Consider the following 26,317-nt stretch of genomic DNA (forward strand, 5'->3'; position numbering starts at 1 on the left):
AACGTGCGAAGGGCGAAATTGCCCGCAGCTGCCTATGTTGCCGTACGTTCGTGGTGATAAGCTACTGCACAAATCGATGGCAAGCTGTGAGTCAGATTCACAGCTTGCCGCGCGCTTTCGCGCAGCGATCTGTCCCCAATATTCGCCTGCACTCCAACTCGATATCCCCTGGACTATGAACGCCGAACCTCGCGCCCGTCCGCCGCTGGCGAATCTGGAAACCGTCTGTCTCGTCGCCCGACACGGCTCGTTCACGGCGGCCGCCGAAGCGAGCGGCCTCACGCACGGCGCGATCAGCCGCCGGGTCGGTGCCGTTGAAAACTGGCTCGGCTGTGCGTTGTTCGAGCGTCACGGGCGAGGGGTCAGCCTGACGTGCGACGGTCAGCGCTTTCTCGGTCGCATCGAACACGCTTTCGACGTGATCGACGCAGCTGCCGATCAGTGGCACCAGGCGCGCAAGGCCCCGGCGGTGCGCTTGAGCGTGGTGCCGTCGTTCGCCAAGCTGTGGCTGCTGGAGCGTCTGCAATCGCTCGAAGCGGGCAAGCCGTTCATCGACATTCATGTGACGACAGAGCACCGCAACGCCGACGTGGGCGCGGGCGAGGTGGACATCGCGTTACGCTACGGCCGTGGCGGTTGGGCGAGCGTCGATTCGGAACCGCTGATGGGCGAGACGCTGTACCCGGTGGCCTCGCCCGAGATGGCGCAGCGTCTGAAAGGCGCGAGTGTGGCGGAGATGCTGGCAATGCCCTTGCTGCACGACTCCGATCTCACGGGCTGGCGCGCGTGGTGCGGTGCGCATGGCGTGTCGCTGCGACCGCGTGCGCGTGACCGTCGATTCGAGGATTACACCGTGGTGCTCGCGGCGGCCGAAGCGGGGCTGGGCATTGCGCTTGCCCGTGCACCGCTGGCGAGTGAGTCGATAGCGCGCAGCCGTCTTGTGCGACTGTCGGACGCCGAAGTCGCCTGCCCGTTGCAGTACCACGTGGTAACGGCCAAGCGCGAGAAGCGCCCGGAAGTGCTGGAAGTGATCGCGCGTCTGCACGCGCTGGCGCGCGAGGATGCGCGCACGTAAATACCATGAACGAGACGACGCGCAGCGCAGGGGTTTCCCGCACTGCGCGTGCTGCTGCGGGTTGCCTAAAATGCGGGACGCTTCTTGCAGGACTGCCTGGCAGAGATGAACTTACGCTCGCTCGATCTGAATCTGTTGCTCGTGTTCGAGTCGCTGTTGCGCACGCGCAGCACGACGGTCACGGCCGAGGAACTGAACCTCACGCAATCGGCGGTGAGCAACGCGCTCAAGCGTCTGCGGCTCGCCTTCGGTGACCCGTTGTTCGTCAAGACACCGCAAGGCATGCTGCCGACCGATCTCGCCGCATCGCTGGCGCCACCGGTCACTGAGGGACTTGGCCTGATTCGCGGTGCCGTCGAAGCGCCGCAGGACTTCGTTCCGGCAAACGCGCAGCGCACGTTCCGCCTTTACCTGAGCGACATCGGCCAGCTGATCTTCATGCCGAAACTCATGGCGACGCTTGCCATCGAAGCCCCCGGCGTTCGCATCGTCACGGTCGACACGACACCTCGCGAAGCGCAGAACGCGATGGCGATGGGCGACATCGATCTCACGCTCGGCCTGTTCACGCGTTTCTCGTCGGGCTTCCATCAGCAGCGCCTGTTCCGCGAGCACTACGTGGCGCTCGTGCGCGAAGGGCATCCGACGATTCGCGGCGAATTGACGGCCGAGACGTTCCTTCACGCGGCGCACGCCGTCTACCGTCCGACGGCAGGGCATCACGATGTGTTCGAGACCGCCGTCGAGCACTGGTTTGCGCAGTCTGGGCAGCAGCGTCACGTAGCACTGCGCATGGCGCACTCGATGGGACTCTCTGCGCTGATCGCCGCTAGCGATCTGGTGGTGTGCGTGCCGACGCGTCTGGGACGTGCGCTAAAGGCGGCCGCCGACCTGCGCACTTACGCGCTGCCGTTCGACGGCCCCGAGTTCGACATCTCGCAACTCTGGCACGAGCGCTTTCACACCGATGCAGGCCATCGCTGGCTGCGCAGCACGATCTTCCGCCTATTCCACGGCGAAGACTGATCGTCCTCCTGTCTGACGGCACACGTTCGTTGCGCTCGCGCGCGCGGCTCCGTCACGCCCGCATGCTGCACCCCCAATTCACGACGTAAATACCGCGCATTTACGCAATTTGTTGGCGTCATGCGACGCCGGTCCTTATCGTATCCCTCACGACATTGAAGTCACCGGACGCATGTCCGGGACACGAACAATATCCGCAGGAGACAAGCGGTGATCAATCTGCACGACATTCGTTACGTGCGGCTGGGGACGCGCGACCTCGAAGGTGCGACACGCTATGCGCGCACCATTCTCGGGTTGCAGGAAGTACGTCGGGAAGCCGGTTTCGTATTCCTTCGCAGCGACAGCCGCGATCATTCGGTGTGCTACTTCGAGGGCGACCCCGCCGATCACACGGTAGCGTTCGACGTTGCCAGCGATACGCATTTCGACGCGGCCGCCGCACAACTCGATGCCATGCACATTGAGTTTCGGCGCGGCACGCGCGACGAGGCCGACCTGCGCCGCGTGGCCGATTTCCTCACGTTCCGCGATCCCACCGGCAACCGGATCGAACTGGTGCTGCGCGCGGCGCAGACCGGGCGCGGTTATCACGGCGAGCGCGACGCGGGCATCGATTCGTTCAGCCATGTGGGCTTGTGCACGACCGATGCGCGTCGCGACGAAGCCTTCTGGACGAGCGTGTGCAACGCCCGTGTGTCGGATCGTATCGGCGACGCACCGTTGCTGCGTATCGACGACGTCCATCACAAGATCGCGCTGTTCCCGGCCAAGCGTGCGGGCATTCAGCACGTCAACTTTCAGGTCAACGGCATCGACGACCTGATGCGCTCGTGGTACTTCCTGCGCGAGCAGGGCGTGCCGATTCGCTTCGGTCCGGGGCGTCACCCGACGTCGCACGCGATGTTCCTGTACTTCGCGGGGCCGGACGGCATGGTCTACGAGTACTCCACCGGCGTGCGCAAGATCGCGCCGGAGGACGAAGCCACCTACGTGCCGCGTCAGTTCCCGTTCGATCCAACCGGGTTCTGCATGTGGGGCGCGAAGCCCGAGATCCCTGAGTTTTCGTCCTGACCTGCTGGCCGGTATCCCCATGACACAAGTTACGTTCGATGCCGCCCGTCACGGCGGCATTGCCGACCTCGACCGCGCGGTGCGCGTGGCTGCCCGCACTCTGGCACGTGCCGGATTGGCGCATGCATACGGGCATTGCAGTGCGCGTCTCGATGCGGATCGCTTCGTCGTCTGCGCCGCACGCCCGATGGGACTCATCGGCATTGGTGAGACAGGCACCGTGGTGCCGATCGACGGCCCGTTGCCCGACGGCGTGCTCGGCGAAGTCCGTCTGCATCAGAAGATCTATCGTTCGCGTCCCGACATCGGTGCCGTTGCGCGCACCATGCCGCCCAAGACCATGTCGCTCTCGACGCTTCGCCGCACGCCGCGCGCGCTGCACGGGCCGGGCACGTACTTTGCACCCGGTGTGCCGCTGTGGGACGACCCGCAACTGATTCGTTCCGATGAACAGGCCGCCGCCGTGATCGCCACGATGGGCACGAATGCTGCCGTCGTGATGCGCGGCAACGGGGCCGTCGTCGCGGCGGACACGCTCGAAGCGATGGTCGCGCTCACGTGGTACCTCGAAGACGCCGCGCGCGTGGATCTCGACGTGCTCGCTCTCGAAGCATCGCTGCCCGCCGCCGTGCTGAGCGACGACGAATGCCGTGCGCGCGCCACACGCTCGGGCCGGATTATCGAGCGCATGTGGGAGTACCTGTCGGCGGGTGACCCGGAGTTGCCCGGCGAGACTGCGCTCCCGTCGTCATCTTCTTCACACCGCCGTTATTGATGTAATCGCCCCCAACCGGCTGCGAGCCCTTGCACAGAGCGTCGTCGACAGACGCCACGGCCCGCTGCTCTCGCGGTAATCGCCGCACAGGAGACAGACATGGAAATATCCGCTTTGATGAACCGCAGAGGCATCACGCCATTTCAATGGCGCGTGATTGCTCTGTGCTTTCTGATCGTCACACTGGACGGCTTCGACACGGCGGCCATCGGTTATCTCGCACCGGCCATCCGCAGCGAATGGGCGATGGCGACGACCAGCCTCGGTACGGTGTTCGGCGCGGGCCTCGGCGGCCTGATGCTCGGCTGCTTCGTGTTCGGGCCGCTCGCCGACCGCATCGGCCGCAAGCGCGTGCTGATCCTCTCCGTCATTCTGTTCTCGCTTGGCAGCATCGCCTCGGCCTATGTGAATAGCCCGACGGAACTTGCTGTGCTGCGCTTCATCACCGGCATTGGTCTGGGCGGTGCGATGCCCAACGCCATCACGCTCAGTTCCGAGTATTGCGCCGAGCGTATGCGCTCGCTGCTCGTGACGGCCACCTTCTGTGGGTTCACGCTGGGCTTCGCCATCGGTGGCGAAATCGTGGCGCAGACGCTACCGCACATCGGCTGGCGCGGTGTGTTGATCGCGGGCGGCGTGGTACCGATTGCCTTTGTGCCGGTGCTTATGCGCTGGTTGCCGGAGTCGATGCGCTACCTCGCGGCGCGCGGTGACCGTGCCGATCAACTGCTGGAAATCGCCCGTCACATCGATCCGCAGGTCACGCGCATCGATCCGGAGGTGACGCCTGCCGGGCAGACGAATTCGGCGGTGGGCGGCTTGTTCACGCGTCGCTACATCATGGGCACGCTGCTGCTCTGGGCGACGTACTTCTGCACGCTGTGCGCGTTCTACCTGCTCACGAGCTGGCTGCCCCTGGTCGTGAAGGATTCCGGCTACACGCTCGCGGAAGCGGCGCGTATCGGTGCAATGCTGCCGCTTGGCGGCACAGTGGGCGCGGTGATGATCGGCTTTGCGATGGACCGCACGAGTCCGTATCGCGTGTTGGCGGCGTCTTACGTGATGGCCGGTATCGCGCTGTGCGTGCTGGGTGCGGTGACGCACCAGTCGGGCTGGCTCATGTTCGTCGTGTTCCTCGCGGGCTTCGGCATTGCGGGATCGCAGACCGGCGCGAATGCGCTGACGGCGGCGTACTACCCGACCGCTTCTCGTGCGACGGGCGTGGCTTGGGCACTTGGCGTCGGCCGTCTCGGCTCGATCCTCGGATCGAGCCTGGGCGGTGTGCTGATCGCTTCGGCATCGAGCACCGCTCAGGCGTTCCAGATCGTCGCGATTCCGGCGTTTCTTGCGGCGGCGCTCATGCTGGTGATGCGTCGTCGCGTGGGACGCGGTGGCTCGCTCGCCGCAGCCGCGACGCAGCCTGCACCGGGCACCGTCTGACCGTTGCCTGAGCGCTGATTGATTCCCTTATAGAGGCACGCCAAACCTCCGGCGTGCGTCTGCGAAGTACCCGCCGCAACTGCGCGTCCCCCGACGGCGATGCGGCGGCGCTGCAACTGACCGGCACAGGTCAGGCCACCACACGTATCCATGGAGACATCACCGTGATCCACAAGGGACTGCCTGCGCTCGCGCTGGCTGCCGGCCTCGCATTGGCCACCACTTCCGCTTCGGCCCAGAGCGTGACGCTCTACGGCATTCTCGACACCGGCATCGAATACATCTCGCACGCCGGGCCCAACAACAGTTCGCTCGTACGCATGCTAGCCAATACCGGTTCGCTGCCGTCGCGCTGGGGCCTGCGCGGTGACGAAGACCTCGGCGGCGGTCTGCACGCGCTCTTCATGCTGGAGAACGGCTTCAATGTGCGCGCGGGCGATCTGAATCAGGGCGGACGCTTGTTCGGGCGTCAGGCGTGGGTCGGGTTGTCGAATCAGTACGGCACGCTGTCGTTCGGCCGTCAGTATTCGATGACGTTCTGGGTGATGAGCGATGCCGACATTCTCGGCCCGGACCTGTACGGCAGCGGCTCGCTCGATAACTACATCCCCAATGCGCGCAGCGACAACACCGTCGCTTACAAGGGGGTGTTCAGCGGGCTTACCGTCGGCGCGACCTACTCGTTCGGACGCGACAGCGGCGGCACCGGCAACTCGCCCGGACAAGGCACCTGTGCCGGTCAGACGCCGGGACAGATGACGGCCTGCCGTCAGGTCTCCGCGATGCTGAAGTACGACACGGCGTGGTTCGGCGTGGCCGGGGCGTGGGACGAGCAACGCGGCGGTGCGGGCGCTGCTGCGAGCTTCTTCAACGGCGCGGCGGCGGTGCCGCTGACCAGCTCGTCGGACAAGGACACCCGCTGGCAATTGAACGGCTATGTGAAGGGCGGCAACTGGAAGGCGGGCGCGGGGTGGCTCGGACGTCGCGTGCAGACCGCGTCGGCCGCCGTTGCCGATGTGAATTCCGACATGTTCTACATCGGGGCGCTGTATCAGTTCTCACCGGCATTTGCCGTCGACGGCGAAGTCTTCCGCATGTTGAACGCTCGTCAGAACGCGCGAGCGACGATGGCGACGTTGCGCGGTACGTATTTCCTGTCGAAGCGCACGGCGGTGTACACGCAAGTTGCCTGGCTGGGTAACAGCGAGCATGCGGCTTACTCGGTCAGTTCAGGCGGGGCGGGGGGATCGCCTTCGGCGGGGACAAGTCAGTTGGGTGTGAACGTCGGCATGCGGCACACGTTCTGATCTTCTGATCGCATGAAAAGGAAACGGCGCACTGTGTTCACAGTGCGCCGTTTCTCATTCCGAACGCCGAAGACGTTCGGCGTCGATCTCTTACAGCAAACCAGCTTCGGCAAGTTGCGCGCGACGCGGGTCGCCCTGACGCGAGAGCATCCAGCCCGGGTACTCGCTGGGCAGCGCGCTCGCGGCGTTGATCGCCGACAGTTCGCGTTCGCTCAAAGTGACACGCGTGGCGGCGATGTTGTCGTCGAGCTGATCGGCGCGCTTGGCCCCGATGATGACCGTCGAGACGACCGGTTGCGCGAGCAACCAGGCGAGTGCGATCTGCGCAACCGATACGCCCTTTTCAGTGGCGATGCCGCGCATCACGTCGATCACGTCGTAAGCACGCTCGACATTCACCGGCGGGAAGTCGAAGCTCTGGCGGCGCGCGCCGTCCTCCGTCTTGCCGTCACGCGTGTATTTGCCCGAGAGCAGGCCGCCCGCCAGCGGACTCCACACCATCAGACCGACGTTCTCGCTGCGCAGCATCGGGACGATTTCGCGTTCGAGATCGCGTCCGGCGACGGTGTAATACGCCTGCAGCGACGCGAAGCTCGCGAGGTTCAGGCGGGCCGAGATGCCTTGCGCCTTGGCGATCTGCCACGCGGCCCAGTTCGAGACGCCGATGTAGCGCACGTGGCCCTGACGCACCAGCGTGTCGAGGGCGCTGAGCGTTTCTTCGATGGGCGTGACGGGGTCGAAACCGTGCACCTGATACAGATCGATGTGATCGAGTTGCAGGCGCTTGAGGCTGGCCTTGACGCCGTCCATGATGTGATAGCGCGACAAACCGCGCGAGTTGCTGCCCTGTGCGCCGGTGACGCCGAAGACCTTCGTGGCGACGACCACGCTGTCACGCGGCACGTTGAGGTTGCGCAGGGCTTGTCCGGTGAGCATTTCCGACTGGCCTTCCGAATAGACGTCGGCAGTGTCGATGAAGTTGATGCCCGCATCGAGCGCACGACCGACGAGTGCATCGACGTCGTTCTGCTGCAATTGGCCGATCTTGCTCCACATGTCGCCCTGTCCGCCGAAGGTCATCGTGCCGAGGCACAGTTCCGAGACGAACAGGCCGGTGTTGCCGAGTTTCCGTTGTCGCATTGCATCGCTCCGTTGAGTAGCTGCCCGTCGCAGGTGGCCGTCGGTGAGGGAGACGGTGTGCACGGGATGGGATGCATTATGCGTCGCGGGGCATCAGGCAAGCAGTACCTGTTCCTGCACATTTCCTGCCTGATTCTGCAATCGGATGCGATGACGGGTGTCGTTCGGTCCGTCATGCGACGGGAAAGCGTTGTCGAACATGGCGGTAAGGTGACAGGCGACTGTCTTGGCCTGTCGTCGGATGATCGCCGGTGCAGGTTGAATCTTGCCGGATTCTCCGGGATTTATGCCTGATCGTGTGGATGTGGTTCCGGAGGATCAGGCAATTTTTTATGACAGGCGTATGCTTCGGTTCATTGCGGCCGGGGATGTCGAAGACGGCCAGCCTGATTCGAGGACTTGCCATGCATCTCGTCAAAACATCGCCACTTGCGTCGCTTCCCACGGTACCGTCGCAGGACGGTCACGCCAACGATCCGTCGCACGCCGCTCGCACGGAGCTGGTACATCTGCTCGAACGCGCGACGCATGGATTGGAAGGCACGGCACCCACGGCGGTGGACGGTTTGATGGTGCATCGCATCTTGCATCCGGGTGGTCCGAAGCCTGCGTTGCAGCAACCGGCCTTCGCTGTGATCGCCCAGGGAGAGAAGCGTTTGCAGATCGGCGAAGCGCATTACGCGTACGACCCGATGCACTACATGGTGTCGTCGGTGCATTTGCCGGTGGTGGCGCAGGTGTCCGGGGCGAGCGAGCAGTCGCCTTATCTTGGCATGCGTCTGAACTTGGTGGCGGACGACGTCACGTCGCTGATCGGCGACGAGCATCTGCCGCCACCGGCCCCATCGCCGTGTGGGCGCGGGTTGTACGTCAATCGGCTCGATGCCGCGTTGCTGGACGCGGTGCTGCGTCTGCTGCGTCTGCTCGATGCTCCGCGCGACATCCCGATTCTTGCGCCGATGATCAAGCGCGAGATCATCTACCGACTGCTGATGAACGGGCAGGGGGTGTTGTTGCGTCAGATGGTGATGCAGGACAGCCAGATGAACCGGATCGCGAATGCGGTGCGGTGGTTGCGCGATCACTATGCAGAGCCGTTGCGCGTGGAATCGTTGGCGCAGGCGGTGCATATGAGCGTGTCGTCGTTGCATCACCACTTCAAACTGGTGACGGCGATGAGCCCGTTGCAGTACCAGAAGCAATTGCGCTTGCAGGAAGCGCGTCGTTTGATCTTCGTGGCGGACGTTGCCGTGTCGTCTGCGGCGCAGGCGGTGGGCTACGAAAGCGCGTCGCAGTTCAGCCGCGAATACGCTCGCGTGTTCGGCGAAGCGCCGCTACGGGATAAGCGCCGGTGGTTACAGGATGGGGATGTGGGTGCGCCGAGGAGCTAAACGTGTCCGAGTCGCTTCACGATGGATAGCGAAACGGCGTTCGACGATTTCGCTCGGTATTGTTGGGCGCGGATCGAGAAGTGCTTCACGTATCTTGGAAACGGCCCATGCATGGTGAGCGTCCGAATCGGTCGGTTTCATCGTGACGATCAAGAGTGTCTGAATGTGGCGGTCGGATCATACCAATGCTGAACCGCCTAATCTTGAAGCCGATCCAGCATCGCCTTCGTCACCCGCTGCTGAGATGCCTTCTCATACTCCGCCCACGGGTCTTGTTTCAACGCAGTGAGACGGTCGAGGGCATTGCGCACGGTCCAGGCGTCGGCACCGGGCAAATCGGACAATTCATCCCAATGGATCGGCATCGATACCGCCATGCCTTCTCTCGCCCGGGCCGAGTATGCGCACACGGTCGTCGCGCCACGGTAGTTGCGCAGATAGTCGATAAAACACTTCCCCACGCGATGCTTCGGTCCCATCGTCGCCGTAAATCGGTCGGGAAACACGCGCGCCATATGCTTCGCGACGGCTTCCGCGAACCCCTTCGCGAAGTCCCATTCGTGACGCCTCGCTAATGGTGTCACCACGTGCAGTCCTTTGCCGCCGCTCGTCTTCACGAAGGCTTTCAGCCCCAGTTCGTCCAATAGTCCCCGAATGAGTTGCGCGCCTTCCACAATCTGCGCAAACGTCACCCCCTTACCGGGGTCCAGATCGAAGATCACGCGATCGGGACGCTCGATCAGATCGCTGCGTGCGTTCCACGTGTGGAACTCCACCGAACCCATCTGCACGGCTCCGACGAGCCCGCGTGGATCATCGATCTGCATCAGCGGCTCGTGCTCCGGGTCAAGCGACGGGTCGAGCATATGCACGCCGGTGATCGTCTTCGCTGCATGCTTCTGGAAGAACATCTCGCCGCCGATACCTTCCGGCGCGCGTAAAACAGCGACCGGCCGGTCGGCGAGTTGCGGGAGCATCCATCGGCTGACGGCGTCGTAATACTCGGCAAGCTCGACTTTCGTCACGCCGGAGTGCGTGTCCATCACGCGTTCGCCGTGTGTGATCTTCACCGGAAGTGCGGACGATTTCGGCATGGATGGCATCTCCTTCGATGCGTTGACGGTGCCGCTGCGGCGCGTCTCGCGGCGAATCTCCTTCGCCGGTTTGTCGGTGCGCATTGCGTGGAACGAGGCCTGACGCACATGACCGTCACGCGTCCACTCGGCGAAGCGGACTTCGGCGACCAACGTCGGGCGCACCCAATGCACGCGCGATTGCCCTGCCGGACGCGGCGCAGGAGACAGCGCAGGGCGGCGAGTTTCGATGGCGTCGAGTTGCTTGCGCATGCGAAGCAGCGCCCCGGTGTCGAAGCCGGTGCCGACCTTGCCCGCGTAGCGTAGAGTCTTGCCATCGTCGTCGTAATAGCCGAGCAGCAGTGCGCCGAACCCTTGCCTCGAAGCGGATGGCTCGGTGAACCCCATCACGACGAACTCCTGACGCTGCGAACACTTCAGCTTGCGCCACGCGTCGCTGCGACCGTCGACGTAGGTCGAGTCGTCGCGCTTGGCCATGATGCCTTCGAGGCCCGCTTCGCATGCACCGTGCCAAAGCGATTCGAGATCGCCCGCGACTGGCTGGAGCACCCGCACGGCATCCATCTCCTTGCCTTGAAACACGCTCGCGAGCCTCGCTTGTCGCTCGTGTAATGGCGTCTCGCGCAGATCCTGTCCGTTACACCACGGCAGGTCGAAGACGTAGATGACGATGGCGCTCTGCGTGTCATCGTCGAATGCTCGTTGCAACGCCTGAAAGTCTGGCAACCCGTGCTCGTTTGTGACGACTGCCTCCCCATCGAGCCACGCGTTCGGGAGACCGCGCTCACGCAAGGCGGTGACCGCGGGTTGGAAATGGTGCGTCCAATCTTGCCCCGAGCGCGTAAAGACGCGAATGTCGCTGCCTGCGATGCGGATGAGGACGCGATATCCATCGAGCTTCAACTCGGCGTGCCAGCCCTCCGACGACGGTGCTTGATCGACGAGCGTCGCGAGCATCGGACGCATCTCGTCGGGCGGTTTCGCCGAAGACTTGCGTGACGTCGCAGACTTCGACGTCGGCGCTTTGGCGCGCGGTGATGCATGCCCGTTGTCATGCCGGTGAATCAACAACCATTGCGGCTGACGCGCGGGTTTGTCGGTGCGCACCAACGTCCAGTGACCGCTGAGTCGTTCGCCTTGTAATGTGAACGACAACTTGCCGTGTGCGTAATCGCGTGACGCGTTGCCGTCGGGTATCCAGATGCCTCGATCCCAGATGTCGACGTGTCCCGCACCGTAGTTACCAGCGGGAATGTCGCCTTCGAAGTCGGCGTAGGCGAGCGGATGGTCTTCGACCTGAACGGCTAGTCTCGCACCGCTGACATCCGGACTCGGTTGCTTCGGCAGCGCCCATGAACGCAGGGTGCCGTCGAGTTCCAGACGGAAGTCGTAGTGGAGATGGCTGGCGTCATGCCGTTGGATGACATACCGCAGCGCATGCTTGCGGGCTGAACGTTGACCACGCGGTTCGGGCGTGGCGGAGAAGTCGCGTTTCGCGTCGTACGCCGCGAGTGGATCGGCGGATCTGCGGCGGCGATCCGGCTTCGCGCTCGTCGCTTTGGTCGGCTTATCTGAGGCGCGTCCAGGCATCGTCGCGCTCACTTGGACTTGTCGGACCTGGTCGACTTGGTGCGCTTGGCCGAAGCCTTCTTTGCCGCAGTCTTCTTAACCGTCTTGCCATCCGACGCTTTTGCGGACTTACGCGCCTTCGCAGGCTTCTCGTCGACGTCTTGCGCGTCCACGGTCACTGCGTCGCGCTTGCCCTTCGTCCCAAGACTGCGCTTGAGCAGTGCCATCAGATCGGTGACGTTTGCGCTGCTCGCCAGCTTCGGTGCGCTCGCTTCGATCTGCGCGACCTCGCGTGTCTGACCGGACGCGATCTTACGGTCGATGAGCGCCTTGAGATCGTCCTGAAACGTGTCGTGGTAATCGCCGGGACGCCACGGTCCCGACATCTCGTCGATCAGCCGGATCGCCATGTCCAGTTCGCGCTCGCCGGGCGCCGCGAGTTTCTGTAACTTCTCCTTCGTCAACCCGACCTCGGCCGGATCGCGCATTTCGTCCTGCCATCGCAGCGTGTCAAGTACGAGTGCGTCGCCTGCCGGAGCGAGCACGGCAAGATGCGCGCGCGTGTGCATCACCACGCGCGCGATGCCGAGCTTGCCCGCATTGACGAGCGCTGCGTGCAGCAGCGCGTAGGCCTTCGCGCCGCCTCGCTCGGGCACAAGGTAGTAAGGCGTATCGAGATACATGAAGGAGACGTCCGTGGCATCGACGAACGCCAGAATGTCGACGGTCTGCGTCGCTGTCGGATTTGCCGAGCGAATCTCGTCGTCGCTAAGCACGACGTAGTTACCCTTTTCGTACTCGTAGCCGTGCACGATCTGGTCGCGCGGCACCTCCTTGCCGTTTTCCTTGTTCACGCGCTTGTAGCCGACCGGCGACATGGTGCGCTTGTCGAGCCAGTCCAGATCGAGCTTGTGTGTCGTCGAGGCAGGAAACAGGGTGACGGGTACGTTGACCAGTCCGAAGCTGATGGCACCCTTCCAGATTGCGCGAGCCATAGATGCTCCCAATGGGGGGGTAATGTTGCGATTCTTGCAGGACAGGTCGGGTTCCCGTGCATTGATTTTCTCAATGCCGATGACCATGCCATAAGAATTCCTTGATGAAACAAAGCTGCCGGACGCTTATCCCACTGGAATCGATGCATGACATCAGCAAAGGGAGATAGGCGATGGCGATGATCGTGGCAGGGCGATTCACGACGTTCGATCAGGCGAATCTGGTGGCGAGCCGGTTGTACGACCGGTCGTTTCGACCGTCCGACGTGTCGGTGTTTTTTCTGAATCCCACCGGCCAGCACGCTACGTTTCCGATGGGCGGCGATGTGGATGCCGATGCTGCTGCCCGTCCGGCGAGCCGAGGGGCGGCGCAGGGTGTCATCGCGGGCGGCGCCTTCGGGCTTGCGCTGGGGGCATTGCTATACGTGGCGATCTGGCGCTTCTGGCTTGTACCTGTCGTCGGCATGATGGCAGGGGCCTATCTGGGCGCGTTTCTCGGTGCTTTGCGACGCATGCAAAGCCGCGAGCGCGTGTCGGCAAAGCAGGCAGGCATGCGAGACGCTGGGGTGATGCTGGCCACGCACGTCAGCGAATCGACGGCGGACGCGGCAATTGCCGTGCTGCGCGATGCGGGCGCAGCGGAAATCGAGCAGGCGAATGGTGTATGGGAGGGCGGGGAATGGCGCGACTTCGATCCGGTGCGGCACGCACGTCATGCACAGGATGTGCCGTCCGCGCGCGACGCCGAACCCCATACCGAGCCGACCATTGGCGTGGCGGCCAATGAGCGCGATACGCGTGAGAGCTGCGAGGGACGCGACGAGACTCGTGTGCGCCCCCGGCGTACCGACTGGCTGTAGAATCGACTGAGTCGCTTGATGACCGTCCAGGAGGCTGACAATGCTGTCGATCCATACCGGTTTCGTCGTTTGCCCGACCTGCAAGTCGCGATTCGCCGTGGCGGCCAGTGAGCCGACCGTTCAGGCGCTCCACGACTATCTCCATTCGGATGCCGAAGTGAAGTGCCCGACCTGCGATACCGTTTTCGCAACGGGCAGCGCTAACAGCAGCATCGAGTTCGAGCCCGTCAACGACGGCGAGACGCTGTCATCGTCTCCCGAGCGAAGCATCGACGGGCTCGACAATCACTGAATCTATGCGTGAGCGTCGCGAAGGTCAGCGGCTCACAGCGGCGTCATCACCGGCTCGCCCGCCTGATAGCGGCGGGTATTCTCCATGAACATCGAAAGGGTAGCGGCTTCCGCTTCTGGCGAACGACCTGCCACGTGCGGACTCAGCACGATGTTCTGCAAGTCGATGAGTGCGGCGGGCGGCGACGGCTCGCCTTCGTAGACGTCCAGCCCCGCGCCAGCGATCACGCCGTTGCGCAATGCATCGGCAAGTGCTGCGGTGTCGACGACGCTGCCGCGTCCCAGATTGACGAGAAAGCCGTCTTTGCCAAGCGCGCGCAGCACGTCGGCATTGATCATGTGATGTGACTCGGCACCGCCCGGTGCCGTGACGACCAGAATGTCGGCCCATTCGGCCAGAGCCGTCACGTTGTCGAAGTATTGATAGTGCGACGGGAGGTCGTCGCGACGGTTCCGGTTTCGGTAGCCAATCTGCATATCGAAGCCTTCGCCGCGTTTGGCGAACTGACGGCCGACCGCGCCAAGACCGACGATCCCGAGCTTCTTTCCGGCCACACCCGGCTGCATCGGCAGCGCGTCGCGCCAGATGCCCTTGCGGCACGCCGCGTCATACTCCGGAAGGCGACGAATTGCGGCGAGCAGTAGGGCAAAGCCCTGATCCGCCACGGTCGGGGCATTGGCGCCCGCGCCATGCACCACCACGATGTTGCGTGCGTGCATCGCCGGAATGTCCAGATTCTCATAACCGGCACCGAGTGCGCTGACAAGCTCGGCGTTCGGCAGATGCACCAGCTCGGCGGCGTTCATGCCGCGCGAACCGTTGGTGAGCACGAAACGCACGCGCTCGCCATCGGGTCCCCAGCCTTCCGGCGTCGGATGATGGCTCGGGCGGTAAATCACTTCGAAACGGGTTTGCAGTTCGGACAACTGCTCGGGATGCATCGGGATGATGACCAGCAAGGGGGGCAGCGACACCTTCAATCTCCGTCAGAGGAATTTGGACCGACGGCGGCAGGTGTGCAGGCACCTCGATTCGCCGTCAGTCCACACTCTATCCCTATCCGCGACGGATTGCGCGCTGCGTCAACGCCGGGTCAGGCCGCCGCCTCGACGGCGAGCAAGGCTTGCCGGTGGCGAATGCGACCGAGCGTCAGCATCGTGAAACCGGCCAGCACAGCAGGTACGCCGATGGCGGCGAACAGCGCGGGCATCGACCAGCCCATCGCGAGCATCGATGCACCGCCAACCGACCCAACCACCGAGCCCATGCGCCCGACACCGTTTGCCCAGCTCACGCCCGTCGCGCGGCAATCCGTCGGATAGAACTCGGCGGAGAGCGCGTTCGCGCCGACCTGTCCGCCCGAGACGCAGAACCCGGCCCAGAACACGGCGACCGAAGCGAGCACCGGCGAACTGGCCAACGGGCCGACGGCGGCTACGCACACGCCTGCCAGTACGTAGGCTGTTGCGAGCACGTAATGCGGATTGAAACGGTCCATCAACCAGCCGAGCACAATGGCCCCGAGCGTGCCGCCGACCTGGAACATCGCAGTGACGATGGCCGCGTTACGCAGCGTCAGACCGTTCGTGCGCAGCAGCGTCGGAAGCCAGCTCGAAAGCAGATAGATCACCAGCAGGCTCATGAAGAACGTCACCCAGAAAAGCAACGTGCCACGCAGCAATTCCGGCTTGAACAGATGGCGCACCGGCGACGTGGTCGACGGCTTCATCGCCACATTGAATGTTGCGCCGCGCAGATCCTCATGCGGCGCAATGCGTTGCAGCGACGCGGCCACCCGCTCCGGCGACTTGCCCGCCATCACCAGATAGCGCACGGATTCAGGCAGAGCCCGGATCAGAACGACGCCGAGCACGATGGGCATCACGCCACCGACGATCAGCACCGAACGCCAGCCGAACGCTTCGATCAGGCCTGCCGAAGCGAGGCCACCCAAGGCCGAGCCGAGCGTGAAACCGCAGAACATCGTCGTCACAAGAAACGAACGGCGCGAGTCGGGGCAGTATTCCGACGTCAGCGTGATCGCGTTCGGCATCGCACCGCCGAGACCAAGGCCCGTCAGGAAACGCAACGCGATCAGGTGCCACAGATCCATCGACCAGGCCGACGCGAGACTTGCGACACCGAAGAACAGGACCGAGAAGATGAGGATGGTCTTGCGTCCGAGCTTGTCGGCGAGCGGGCCGAACAGGAACGCACCGGCCATAAGACCGGCGAGTCCCGCACCGAACAGCGGGGCGAGATGTGCGGGCGTGAGCGACCATTCGGCACGAATCGCGGGGGCGATGAAGCCGATGGCGGCGGTATCGAAACCGTCGATGGCGACGATCAGGAAGCACAGAACGACGATCATCATCTGAAACGGCGAGATGCGATGCCGATCGATGAACGCCGTCACGTTGATGGGACTCACTGGCATGGGGTGTCTCCTCGAAGGTGCCAGAAATCGCGCGACAGCAGGATAGCGGTCGCGCGACGGGTCCACGCGGTGGAATATTTTTGTTCCGCGTGGTGTATTGCGCTCAGCCGTTCATGCGTCGGCCAGCCACGGGGTTTGCGACAGGCAGTACTCGGCGCGCCAACCGTGCAGCCATTGCAGGGCGTCGTAGAACTGTGCTTGCGTGCGGCCCTTCCACAGCGAGTTGCGCACCCAGCGATCCACGCCTTTGGCGTGATAGACGCGGCCCATGTCGCGTGCGCCGTAAAGCACACGCGCGGTGCGCGGAATGCGAGCGTGCTCGTAGCGACGGAAGGCCTCGGTGAAGTCGCCGTTCGCTGCCGTGTAGGCGGCCCCGAGCGTGACGGCGTCTTCGAGTGCCTGACACGCGCCTTGCGCGATGTACTGCGTCATCGGGTGCGCCGCGTCGCCGAGGATCGTCGCGCGGCCAAAACTCCACTGCTCGACCGGGTCACGGTCGGCGGTGGCCCAGCGACGCCACGACGTCGGACGGTCGAGCATCTGATGCGGCAACGCGTCGATGCCTTGGAAGTACGACAGCACTTCTTCCTTGCTGCCGTCGCGCACGCCCCACACTTCCTTCTCGCGGCTATGGAAGGTCACGACGAGGTTATATTGCTTGCCGCCGCGCAGCGGGTAGTGCACGAGGTGGCAGTTTGGACCGGCCCACACGACCGGCGCGTTGACCTGCAAGTCCTTCGGCATGTTCTCGACGTCAACCACTGCCCGGTAGACCACATGACCCGTCACACGCGGCTCGTCGCCGATCAGGGCGGCGCGCACGGCGGATTTCACGCCATCGCAGCCGATCACGGCGTCGGCGGTGTGACGCTCGCCGTGCTGGTCGATGACCGTGACGCCAAGCGCATCCTGTTCCAGCGACACGACACGGGTGGCCGTGCGGAACTGGATTCGCGGATTGCGTTGCACGGCTTCGAGGATCGACAGATGAATGTCTGCGCGATGGATCACGGCGTATGGGTTGCCGAAGCGTTCGCGATACGGCGCGCCAACGTCGACTTCCGCGATGATGCTGCGGTCGATGGCGTCACGTAGCGTGATGTGGTCGGTGAAGACCGAGCGTCCGCGCGCGGCCTCGCCGACGCCGAGCGCATCGAGTGCGGCGAAGGCGTTGGCTGCCAACTGGATGCCCGCACCGATTTCGCCAATGGTCTCGGCCTGCTCCAGCAGCTCGATCTGCACGCCCTGATTGGCGAGCGCGAGCGCAGCGGCGAGGCCGCCGATGCCGCCGCCGACGACCAGCGCTTTGGGTTGATGGGGTTGCGTCATGCTTGTCTCCTCGGGCAGTGCCTGCCCTCCTGCTTTTTCTTTCACTTCCGGCGCACGCGGCCAGCGTCGTGTGAGGACGCTGGCGTTACATCGTTCACGCCGAGTAATCCGGTTGACGGCTGGGGGCCGCAGCGAGAAACGCCGGATGCGTTTCCGCCAGCGCGAACACCGCCATCGCGCGCGGATACGCCGACAGATCGCAACCCATGCGCTGTGCGTTGGCGATCTGCGGGATCAGGCAGACGTCTGCCAGCGTGGGTGTGTCGCCGAAGCACCATGCGCCGTGCCCGTACTTCACCAGCAGACGCTCGACACCCGCCATACCTTCTGCGACCCAGTGGCGATACCACGCGTCCTTCTGCTCGGCCGACAACCCGAGCGGTCCTTGCAGATACTTCAGGATGCGCAGGTTGTTCACCGGGTGGATGTCGCAACTGATGAGCATCGATAGTTCGAGCACGCGGGCGCGCGCCTCGATGTCCTGCGGCACCAGGCGCGTCTGCGGATACTTCGCGTCGAGATAGTCGATGATGGCGAGCGACTGGCCGAGCGAGACGTCGCCGTCGACCAGCGCGGGCACGGTGGCCGACGCGTTCACTTCGTCGACATACGGCTGCGCGCGATGCTCACCGACACGGATGTTCACCGCAATGGTGTCGAACGCGAGTCCCTTGAGCGCGAGGGCGATGCGCACGCGGTACGACGTCGAACTGTTGAAAAAGCTGTAGAGCTGCATGGCCGTTGCCTCAGACCACGCGCACCGTGATCTCGCCGAGACCTTCGACGGCCGTGACCATCGTCTCGCCTGCCTTGACCGGGCCAACGCCTTCAGGGGTGCCCGTGTAGATCAGGTCGCCCGGTTCCAGACGGAAGAATTGCGACAGGTACGAGACCGTTTCGGCCACCGACCAGATCAGATGCGTGACGTCGCTCTTTTGCTTCTGCACGCCGTCCACGGTCAGCGAGATCGCGGCCTTTTCGACGTGACCGACGCTGGAGACCGGATGGATCGGGCCGATCGGTGCCGACGCATCGAAGGCCTTGCCGATTTCCCACGGACGGCCCATCTCGCGCATCTTCATTTGCAGATCGCGACGTGTCATGTCCAGACCGACGGCGTAACCCCAGACGTGTTCCAGTGCCTGATCAAGCGGAATGTCGGAACCGGCCTTACCGATCACGGCGACCAGTTCGGCTTCGTAGTGATAGTTGCTCGTCTGCGCCGGGTACTTCAGTTCCAGCGTGTCGCCGTAGGCGACCGGCAGCACGGCGTCGGCGGGCTTGCAGAAGAAGAACGGCGGTTCGCGGTCCGGATCGAAGCCCATTTCACGGGCATGGGCAGCGTAGTTGCGGCCCACGCAGTACACGCGACGTACGGCGAACTGGTCGTTGCTGCCGACAACGGGAATGCCGACGACGGCGGGCGGGGTGAAGACGTAGGACATGGTGATTGACTCAGCGAATTAAGTGGAAGGGCGATGACCTCGCGCGTGCCACGCAGGCGTGGCTGGCGACGTGAGGTCGTCAGATAGTGGGATCTCGCTCAGGTGCGGGACTCGCGCAGCAGGTTCAGCGCTGCGAGCACGGGGCGGTCGGAGTAGCTGAACAGCACGGCGTCGTCGAGCGCGGCGAGTTGCACCGGCGCCCACGACGGCACCACAAAGTGATCGCGCGGTTCGAACTGAAACACGTCGTCGCCGATGCGCACCGTGCCGCGACCTTCGACGACCGAGAACACCGTTGCATCGGTGCTGCGATAGGTCTTGCCCTGGAAGCCGGCCGGCAGGTATTGCATGAACGTCGCCATCGTCGGCATCGGCCAGCCACCGGTCGCCGGATTGACGTAGCGCAGCTTGATGCCGTCCCACGGATCGAGTTCACCGTTGCGATACAGCGTGTCGAGCGCTTCGCGCGAGCGGGCGTACGGGTAGCTGAAGATCGGCGACGTCGGATCGCTGACCTTGTGATGCACCGGCAGCATGTTGAAGCCGTAGCGTGCGAAGCTGTCGCCCTCGGGACGCTGTACGGGTTGTTGCGATTCGGGGTAGTTCTCGGCGAAACCTGCGTCGAAGTACTGCACGAGCGGGATGTCGAGGCCGTCGAGCCAGACGACCGGCTCGCCGTCGGACGGATTGCCGTGATCGTGCCAGGTCCACGACGGCGTGATGATGAAGTCACCCGGGTGCATCGTCGTGCGCTCACCGTTGACGGCCGTCCATGCGCCGCTGCCTTCCACGATGAAGCGCAGTGCCGATTGCGTGTGACGATGGCTCGGGGCGATTTCGCCCGGCAGGATCAGTTGCAGACCGGCATAGAGCGAACCGGTGATGCTCGACGACCCCGGCGTGCCGGGGTTCTGCAGAATCAGCACGCGACGTACGGCTTCTTCGGCGCTGATGACGCGACCTGCTTCCATCACGAGCGGGCGCACTTCGTTGTATTTCCAGATGGCGGGAACAACGCGCGGGCGCGGCTGCGGTGGCACCAGGCTGTGCAGTGATTCCCACAGCGGGGCCATGTGGTTGTGACCGATGTGTTCGTAATAGGCAGCGCGTTCGGCGCTGGGGGCGCGATCGGACATGCTTGTCTCCATGTAGGAAGGGAGCCCGGTTGGCTCGTCTGGCGACTGTCGCAGACGGCGTTGCGTGGTGCTTTTCGGGTCTATGAATAGCGTTATACTCGGCGAGACATATTATTTGAAATGAAAAAATCATCGGATCCATACGAAAAAACGTATGGGTAGAGGGATTTGAGCGGTACCCGCCGAGGTACCCGGAGACAGCGTATGGATTGGACGCAACGACTACGGCTGCGCAACTTGCAGATGCTGCTGACCCTTGCGGAGACGGGCAACATGAGCCAGTCCGCCGCGCTGCTCAACACGACGCAGCCCGGTTTGTCCAAGTGGCTCAAGGATCTGGAGGACGACATTGGTCTGCCGCTTTTCGAACGTCAGGCGCGCGGACTGCGGCCGACGTCGTACGGCGAGGCGCTGATTCAGCACGCGCGGCGCATCGAAGCGCAGCTCGACACGGCCCGCGACGATCTCGACGCCATGCGAGAAGGCGGGAGCGGACTGGTGGCGATTGGGACGTCCGGGGCGTCGTCGGCGGACACGGTGCCGCTCGCCGTATTGCTGCTCCTGCAACGCATGCCGCGGGTGCAGGCGCGCGTTGTCGAAAACACGATGGACCGGCTGATGAATCAGTTGGCACACAGTGAGATCGACATCGTTGTCGGACGCTCGGCCCCCGAGCTACAGGACCGTAACGTGCGCACGGAGGCGCTGTATCTGGAGCCGTTGCACTTTGTCGCACGTACGCGGCATCCGGTGTTTTCGTTACCGACGGTGGATTGGGCGGATATCCAGCGCTACCGCTGGGTCGTCTGGCCGCGAGGCACGCCGATTCGCAATGCGCTGGAGTCGGCGCTGGCCGAAGCGGGGTATCCGCTACCGAACGACACCGTCGAATCGAACTCGACGATTCTCAATCTCACACTGCTCAACAACAGCGACATGATCGGTCTGGCGTCGCACCGTACCGCAAGCCGCCTGCAGGCGCTTGGGGCGCTGCGCATTGTGCCGTTACGTCTCGCTGGATTCGGTGGCGTTTCGATGTACTGGCGCGACGACGGCGCGAACCGCGCCGCCGTGGTCGAGGCGCTTGAATGCCTGCGTTCGGCAGCGAAGCGTTCGACGGGGGATTTGGTGGAGGGGGTTGGGGGGGAAGGGTGAAAGTTCAGGAGGGCCGCCGCATTTTGGCGGCGCCAAGTTTAGCGGGCACTTATCCGAACTTCCCCATACCCGCCGCGTCACGTCGGAAAACCTGCACCCCAAACCCCAAAGCGGCCCGAGCGGTTTGCTAAACTTGCCGCCTGTCGAAGTCACTCTCTCGGGGCGTCAATGATTGGCCGCATCTCCGGCACATTGCTGGAAAAGAATCCGCCGCACATCCTGGTCGATTGCCAGGGTGTGGGTTATGAAATCTCGGTGCCGATGAGCACTTTCTTCAACCTGCCGAACGTCGGTGAGCGCGTGGCGTTGCTCACGCAGTTCATCGTGCGCGAAGACGCGCAACTGCTCTTCGGTTTCGGCTCACCGGACGAGCGTAACACGTTCCGTGAATTGCTCAAGATTTCGGGCGTCGGTGCACGCACCGCACTCGCGATCCTCTCGGGCATGAGCGTGGCTGACATCGCGCAGGCCGTCACGTTGCAGGAGTCCGGACGTCTGACCAAGATCCCGGGCATCGGCAAGAAGACGGCCGAGCGTCTGCTGCTCGAACTCAAGGGCAAGCTCGGCGCGCAACTCGGCACCGTCGCCGGGGCCGCAGCACCGCACGATCACAAGAGCGATGTCGTCAACGCGCTGCTCGCGCTGGGCTATTCCGACAAGGAAGCGCTCGCAGCGGTCAAGACAGTGCCCGACGGCACGAGCGTGTCGGACGGCATCAAGCACGCGCTCAAGTCGCTGTCGAAGGCCTGAGCGGTTCGCCTGGGCGAGCGCGCACGGGCCGGACACGATTCGTCTGACGCAAGCACGGGAGCGGCAAGGGAGTGAACAGAGAGTGAGGAGGCGGCATGCAACTGCGATGGCTTGAAGACTTCGTCGAACTGGCACGCACGCGCAGCTTCACGCGGGCGGCGGAGAACCGATTCGTCACGCATCCGGCATTCGGTCGACGCATTCGCGCGCTCGAAGAGTGGGTGGGCACGCGTCTCGTCGAGCGGAGCAAACCGCTCGAACTCACGGCCGCTGGTACCGTATTTCTCGACGCGGCCACCAACGCGCTCGACATTCTTCACAGCGCTCGCACGCAATTGCAGGACGCCGCGCCTACGCTTGAAAACAACCTGAAGATCGCCACCGGTCGCACCTTGGCCGCGACGTTCTTCCCGGATTGGTACGACGAGACCGTTTCGCGCATCGGCTTCTTCACGGCTACGCTGTCCACTGGCGGGGCAGAGGAGGCCATCCTTCGGCTGGCTGCGGGCGAGGTCGATCTGCTGATCGTCTATTCCAGCGCCCACACGCGGCTGCTGATCGATCAGGACCGTTTCGACTGGCTGAGCGTGGCGCGCGAGGTGCTGGTGCCGGTCAGTGCGCTCGATGCCAAGGGGCGGGCGAAGTATCGGCTCGCGGCCGGACCGTCACCCATTCCGTGGTTGGCATTCACCCGTACGCTGACGCTGCGCGCCGTGCTCGCGCGGCATCTCGCGGAGATGCCGAACCGTCCGACGCTCAAGCCGGTTTATCAGGCCGATTCATACGAAGCGATTCTCGCTATGGCGCGGCGCGGTGCGGGCATCGCCTGGCTGCCGCAGCGTCTGGTGGCCGACGACGTCTCACGTGGCACGCTCGCCATCGTCGGCGGAAAGGACTGGCAGATCGGCTTCGACATCGCGCTCTACCGGCGTCGCCATCAGCCGCACCACGTGCTCGACGCCATCTGGCAGAGCGCGCGCCTTGCCGCTGGCGAAGACGCCTGATCGTGCGGCTTACCTCACGCTCATCGCCGCCGCCACGCCCTGCTTCACGTATTCCAGCAGGGGCATGTCGATGAACGACCCTTCCATCAGTTCGGGTTCGAGACGATGTGCTTCGCGGATCTTCATATGCGTGGCGGGGTTGTCTCCGGCGTAGGAGCGGAAGTACGTCAGCCATTGACGGATGAGCGCCTGCACTTCCGGCGCCTCGGGCGGCGTGCCAGCTTCCATTTGGTCGCGCATCGCCCCGATGAGGATTGGCCAGTCGTTGGTATGGTTGAGGTAATTGGCCGCGAGGAAGCGGTATTCGGCGTCGTCGAGATACTTTCGGTAGATCCGCAGCTTGCTCTGTCCGAAAGCTTCCTTGACGTACTGCATCACATCGTTTGTGATGCCCGTCTGCGATTGCATCGACGGCTCGCTGAGGTGCATCAGATTGAGCTTGGCGAGCAGACGCGCATCTCCGCCCGTATCGCGCTTGATCATCGCCATCCACCGGCGAGCGACCGCCTGCGCCGTCTCTCCCGTCGAGGGCTCACCCCGTGCTATCAGATCCCTCACCTCGGCCACGATGGCTGGCCAGTCGGATTCGTGCGCCTGCTTGTTCTGATACAGCGGGAAGCGGGCGAGTTCGTCTTGCGAGAAGTATTTGTCGTACATGTTCATCAGCTCCAGCGTCGACAACCATTCGGCAAGTTCCGGGGCTTCGCCCGACGCCAACTGCGATTGCAGTCGGACGAGGCGTTCGCGCAGGCGGCTCGCATCGTCGATCTGATGCGTGAGCATGTCGATCTGTCGCGCGATAAGCGCATCAAGCCCGTCATAGGCGCTTTGCCTGTCGCTGCTGCCGTTCGATGCATCCCGGCTTGCCAGCCATTGGCCGATGTCGGCGAGCGACATACCGAAGCGACGCAGCGCCTGAATCTCATGCAGACGGGCGATGTCGCTCAGGTCATAGAGTCGATAACCGGCATCGGAGCGCGCCGAAGGCGGGAGCAGGCCGAGCGTGTCGTAGTGGTGAAGCGCGCGCACCGTCAGGCCGCTACGTTTGGCTAATTCACCGACTTTGAGCCGCATGGAAACTCCCGTGATCTTCTGGCGTGTGACAAGGCTGAAGCCTCACGCAACGTGAGGGTCAAGCGATTTTAAGCGGGACGGGGGGATGTGTGGCTCTCACCGGACGTGGTGGAATTCAAGACGTTGCGCGTCTTGCGCAAAGCGCAGGCCTGAAAGCAAAGGAGGCGCAATATTGCGCCTCCCTCGTATTACCGCTGTATCAGCACACGATCAATGCTCGTGATGCAGATACTTCGCCTGACGCGGCAGGCGCAAGCTCACAACGAATGCCAGCACCATCATGCCGGTGACGTACCAGTAGAACGTCGGCTCCATGCCCGCCTTCTTCAGACCCAGCGCCACATACTCTGCCGAGCCACCGAAGATCGCGTTGGCGACCGCGTAGGCCAGCCCCACGCCCAGTGCGCGCACCTCGATCGGGAACATCTCGGCCTTCACGATGCCGCTGATCGACGTATAGAAGCTCACAATGGCAAGCGCCAGACAGATCAGCACGCCCGCAGCGATCGGGCTTTGCACCGTCTTGAGCGCCGTCAGGATCGGTACCGTGGCGATGGCGCCGAGTGCACCGAACAGCAGCATGTTGTTGCGACGGCCAATCTTGTCCGAGAGCATGCCGAAGATCGGCTGCATGCACATGTACACGAACAGGCAGACGGTCATGATGTAGCTCGCCGTCTTGATCGGCATGCCCGCGGTGTTCACCAGATACTTCTGCATATAAGTGGTGAACGTGTAGAAGATCAGCGAACCGCCAGCCGTATAGCCCAGCACGGTGAAGAACGCGGCCTTGTGATGACGGAACAGACCGGCGATGGAACCTGCATCGCGGTTGTTTCGGCTCGCGCTCGTCGACGTCTCGTGCAGCGTACGACGCAGCATCAGTGCCACCACCGCCGTGATCGCGCCGACCACGAACGGAATACGCCAGCCCCACGCCTTGAGTTCGGCTTCGCTGAGCAACTGCTGAAGAATCACAACCACGAGCACCGCGAGCAACTGACCGCCGATGAGCGTGACGTACTGGAACGACGAGAAGAAGCCGCGACGGCCCTTGAGCGCCACTTCACTCATGTACGTTGCCGTCGTGCCGTATTCGCCACCAACCGACAGACCTTGCAGCAAACGCGCGAACAGCAGCAGCGCGGGCGCCCAGTTGCCGATGCTGGCGTACGTCGGCAGCGCAGCGATCAGCAGCGAGCCCAGGCACATCATCATCACGGAGATGACCATCGAGTTCTTCCGGCCATTACGGTCGGCAATACGGCCAAAGATCCAGCCGCCGATGGGGCGCATCAGGAAGCCGGCCGCGAACACGCCAGCCGTGTTGAGCAACTGTGCGGTCGGGTCCGAGCTGGGGAAGAACGCAGGCGCGAAGTAGATCGCGCAGAAGGCATAGATGTAAAAGTCGAACCACTCGACCAGATTCCCGGACGACGCCGCGACAATTGCGAACACGCGTTTGCGGACTTCTTCGGGGGTGGGTGGCTTGTTGTCGATTCCGGCGTTGGATGTAGCTGTGTCTCTCATTTCTACTGACGATGGGGGCATCGCATTGATAACTACGTTTACAACATGACGCAGATCCGCTCGTTCGCCTCGATAACACTTCATATACGAAGGAATAAGCTTATCGCGTCGCGGGGGCGGGCCAACTATAGCGGGTCACAGCGGGAACAGACAATGCCCGGACGCCGGATTGATTATTGTGAATATAGAAACAATCGGGTGAATTGTTGCGTCGCAGCATGGTGATGACGCCCGCCGGGCGGTCGTTTGCGCAACGTTTTGAGCGTTTCGGCAGATGGGACGAAGCCCTGAAAATCCCCAAAATATTTTTACGCACGGGAAGTGACCCGATGTATCGGCGGTTCCCGTCCGGTGAGATCGCGCCCGGGCGGTGTCATCCGCACGACCTTATGCTTCGCCGCCGACGTGCATTCCCGTCG

At 63.4% G+C, this 26,317-nt stretch carries 23 protein-coding genes; 12 read left to right on the forward strand and 11 right to left on the reverse strand.

Features of this window, described 5'->3' with window-relative positions:
- The first annotated feature begins 175 nt into the window (after positions 1 to 175).
- From PAN31117_RS02080 to PAN31117_RS02105, 6 genes are all read left to right on the forward strand, one after another.
- Positions 176 to 1,075, forward strand: coding sequence for a LysR substrate-binding domain-containing protein (locus PAN31117_RS02080; protein ID WP_150736714.1), 900 nt, complete (start codon positions 176 to 178; stop codon positions 1,073 to 1,075).
- 105 nt (positions 1,076 to 1,180) lie between these two features.
- On the forward strand, positions 1,181 to 2,101 hold the full coding sequence (locus PAN31117_RS02085; RefSeq protein ID WP_150736715.1) for a LysR family transcriptional regulator: 921 nt from the start codon (positions 1,181 to 1,183) through the stop codon (positions 2,099 to 2,101).
- Positions 2,102 to 2,311: 210 nt separating this feature from the next.
- Positions 2,312 to 3,175 (forward strand): VOC family protein, encoded by an 864-nt coding sequence (locus PAN31117_RS02090; RefSeq protein WP_150736716.1) that lies wholly within the window; start codon positions 2,312 to 2,314, stop codon positions 3,173 to 3,175.
- Between the two features lie 19 nt (positions 3,176 to 3,194).
- Complete coding sequence (locus tag PAN31117_RS02095) at positions 3,195 to 3,950, forward strand: class II aldolase/adducin family protein (protein WP_150736717.1); 756 nt, start codon at positions 3,195 to 3,197, stop codon at positions 3,948 to 3,950.
- A 99-nt stretch (positions 3,951 to 4,049) separates the two neighbouring features.
- Positions 4,050 to 5,390, forward strand: a complete 1,341-nt coding sequence (locus PAN31117_RS02100) for an MFS transporter (RefSeq protein ID WP_150736718.1) — start codon at positions 4,050 to 4,052, stop codon at positions 5,388 to 5,390.
- A gap of 179 nt (positions 5,391 to 5,569) precedes the next feature.
- Entirely contained in the window at positions 5,570 to 6,697 is a 1,128-nt protein-coding gene (locus PAN31117_RS02105) for a porin (protein ID WP_150736920.1), read from the forward strand.
- A 90-nt stretch (positions 6,698 to 6,787) separates the two neighbouring features.
- On the opposite strand, the gene PAN31117_RS02110 is transcribed toward PAN31117_RS02105, so the two are convergent.
- Positions 6,788 to 7,837: an aldo/keto reductase gene (locus PAN31117_RS02110; protein WP_150736719.1), complete on the reverse strand. Its 1,050-nt coding sequence runs from the start codon at positions 7,835 to 7,837 to the stop codon at positions 6,788 to 6,790.
- Positions 7,838 to 8,241: 404 nt separating this feature from the next.
- Here PAN31117_RS02110 and PAN31117_RS02115 point away from each other — a divergent pair, with 404 nt between their 5' ends.
- Positions 8,242 to 9,228, forward strand: coding sequence for an AraC family transcriptional regulator (locus tag PAN31117_RS02115; protein WP_150736720.1), 987 nt, complete (start codon positions 8,242 to 8,244; stop codon positions 9,226 to 9,228).
- A 197-nt stretch (positions 9,229 to 9,425) separates the two neighbouring features.
- On the opposite strand, the gene ligD is transcribed toward PAN31117_RS02115, so the two are convergent.
- A complete protein-coding gene (ligD, locus tag PAN31117_RS02120) occupies positions 9,426 to 11,912 on the reverse strand; it encodes a DNA ligase D (RefSeq protein ID WP_150736721.1) in 2,487 nt (828 codons plus the stop codon).
- A gap of 8 nt (positions 11,913 to 11,920) precedes the next feature.
- Entirely contained in the window at positions 11,921 to 12,886 is a 966-nt protein-coding gene (gene ku, locus PAN31117_RS02125) for a non-homologous end joining protein Ku (RefSeq protein ID WP_150736722.1), read from the reverse strand.
- Between the two features lie 173 nt (positions 12,887 to 13,059).
- Here ku and PAN31117_RS02130 point away from each other — a divergent pair, with 173 nt between their 5' ends.
- Both PAN31117_RS02130 and PAN31117_RS02135 read left to right on the forward strand, forming a co-directional pair.
- Positions 13,060 to 13,746 carry a hypothetical protein gene (locus tag PAN31117_RS02130; protein WP_246188868.1) on the forward strand — a complete coding sequence of 229 codons (687 nt, stop codon included), beginning with the start codon at positions 13,060 to 13,062 and terminating at the stop codon, positions 13,744 to 13,746.
- Positions 13,747 to 13,786: 40 nt separating this feature from the next.
- Positions 13,787 to 14,038, forward strand: a complete 252-nt coding sequence (locus tag PAN31117_RS02135) for an MJ0042-type zinc finger domain-containing protein (protein WP_150736723.1) — start codon at positions 13,787 to 13,789, stop codon at positions 14,036 to 14,038.
- Between the two features lie 32 nt (positions 14,039 to 14,070).
- Here PAN31117_RS02135 and PAN31117_RS02140 read toward each other — a convergent pair whose 3' ends face one another.
- The 6 genes from PAN31117_RS02140 to gtdA form a co-directional block, all read right to left on the reverse strand.
- Positions 14,071 to 15,012, reverse strand: coding sequence for a 2-hydroxyacid dehydrogenase (locus PAN31117_RS02140; RefSeq protein WP_150736724.1), 942 nt, complete (start codon positions 15,010 to 15,012; stop codon positions 14,071 to 14,073).
- Between the two features lie 119 nt (positions 15,013 to 15,131).
- Complete coding sequence (locus PAN31117_RS02145; RefSeq protein ID WP_150736725.1) at positions 15,132 to 16,475, reverse strand: MFS transporter; 1,344 nt, start codon at positions 16,473 to 16,475, stop codon at positions 15,132 to 15,134.
- A 111-nt stretch (positions 16,476 to 16,586) separates the two neighbouring features.
- Entirely contained in the window at positions 16,587 to 17,804 is a 1,218-nt protein-coding gene (locus PAN31117_RS02150) for a 3-hydroxybenzoate 6-monooxygenase (RefSeq protein ID WP_150736726.1), read from the reverse strand.
- A 94-nt stretch (positions 17,805 to 17,898) separates the two neighbouring features.
- The gene (gene maiA / locus PAN31117_RS02155; RefSeq protein WP_150736727.1) at positions 17,899 to 18,540 is read right to left on the reverse strand and encodes a maleylacetoacetate isomerase; all 642 of its coding nucleotides are present in this window, start codon (positions 18,538 to 18,540) and stop codon (positions 17,899 to 17,901) included.
- Positions 18,541 to 18,550: 10 nt separating this feature from the next.
- On the reverse strand, positions 18,551 to 19,249 hold the full coding sequence (locus PAN31117_RS02160) for a fumarylacetoacetate hydrolase family protein (protein WP_046290737.1): 699 nt from the start codon (positions 19,247 to 19,249) through the stop codon (positions 18,551 to 18,553).
- 98 nt (positions 19,250 to 19,347) lie between these two features.
- Complete coding sequence (gtdA, locus tag PAN31117_RS02165; protein ID WP_039395745.1) at positions 19,348 to 20,385, reverse strand: gentisate 1,2-dioxygenase; 1,038 nt, start codon at positions 20,383 to 20,385, stop codon at positions 19,348 to 19,350.
- A gap of 204 nt (positions 20,386 to 20,589) precedes the next feature.
- Between gtdA and PAN31117_RS02170 the strand changes: the two genes are divergently transcribed.
- The 3 genes from PAN31117_RS02170 (at position 20,590) to PAN31117_RS02180 (ending at position 23,294) form a co-directional block, all read left to right on the forward strand.
- Positions 20,590 to 21,540, forward strand: a complete 951-nt coding sequence (locus tag PAN31117_RS02170; protein ID WP_039395747.1) for a LysR substrate-binding domain-containing protein — start codon at positions 20,590 to 20,592, stop codon at positions 21,538 to 21,540.
- 168 nt (positions 21,541 to 21,708) lie between these two features.
- On the forward strand, positions 21,709 to 22,290 hold the full coding sequence (gene ruvA, locus PAN31117_RS02175) for a Holliday junction branch migration protein RuvA (protein ID WP_150736728.1): 582 nt from the start codon (positions 21,709 to 21,711) through the stop codon (positions 22,288 to 22,290).
- 95 nt (positions 22,291 to 22,385) lie between these two features.
- Positions 22,386 to 23,294 (forward strand): LysR family transcriptional regulator, encoded by a 909-nt coding sequence (locus PAN31117_RS02180; protein WP_150736729.1) that lies wholly within the window; start codon positions 22,386 to 22,388, stop codon positions 23,292 to 23,294.
- Positions 23,295 to 23,303: 9 nt separating this feature from the next.
- Here the strand turns inward: PAN31117_RS02180 and PAN31117_RS02185 are convergent, their stop codons facing one another.
- The gene (locus tag PAN31117_RS02185; protein ID WP_150736730.1) at positions 23,304 to 24,368 is read right to left on the reverse strand and encodes a MerR family transcriptional regulator; all 1,065 of its coding nucleotides are present in this window, start codon (positions 24,366 to 24,368) and stop codon (positions 23,304 to 23,306) included.
- Positions 24,369 to 24,578: 210 nt separating this feature from the next.
- Positions 24,579 to 25,898 (reverse strand): MFS family transporter, encoded by a 1,320-nt coding sequence (locus tag PAN31117_RS02190; RefSeq protein ID WP_150665429.1) that lies wholly within the window; start codon positions 25,896 to 25,898, stop codon positions 24,579 to 24,581.
- Between the last annotated feature and the right edge of the window lie 419 nt (positions 25,899 to 26,317).

Origin of the sequence: Pandoraea anapnoica (assembly GCF_902459765.1) — a bacterium.
In the GTDB taxonomy this organism is placed as follows: domain Bacteria; phylum Pseudomonadota; class Gammaproteobacteria; order Burkholderiales; family Burkholderiaceae; genus Pandoraea; species Pandoraea anapnoica.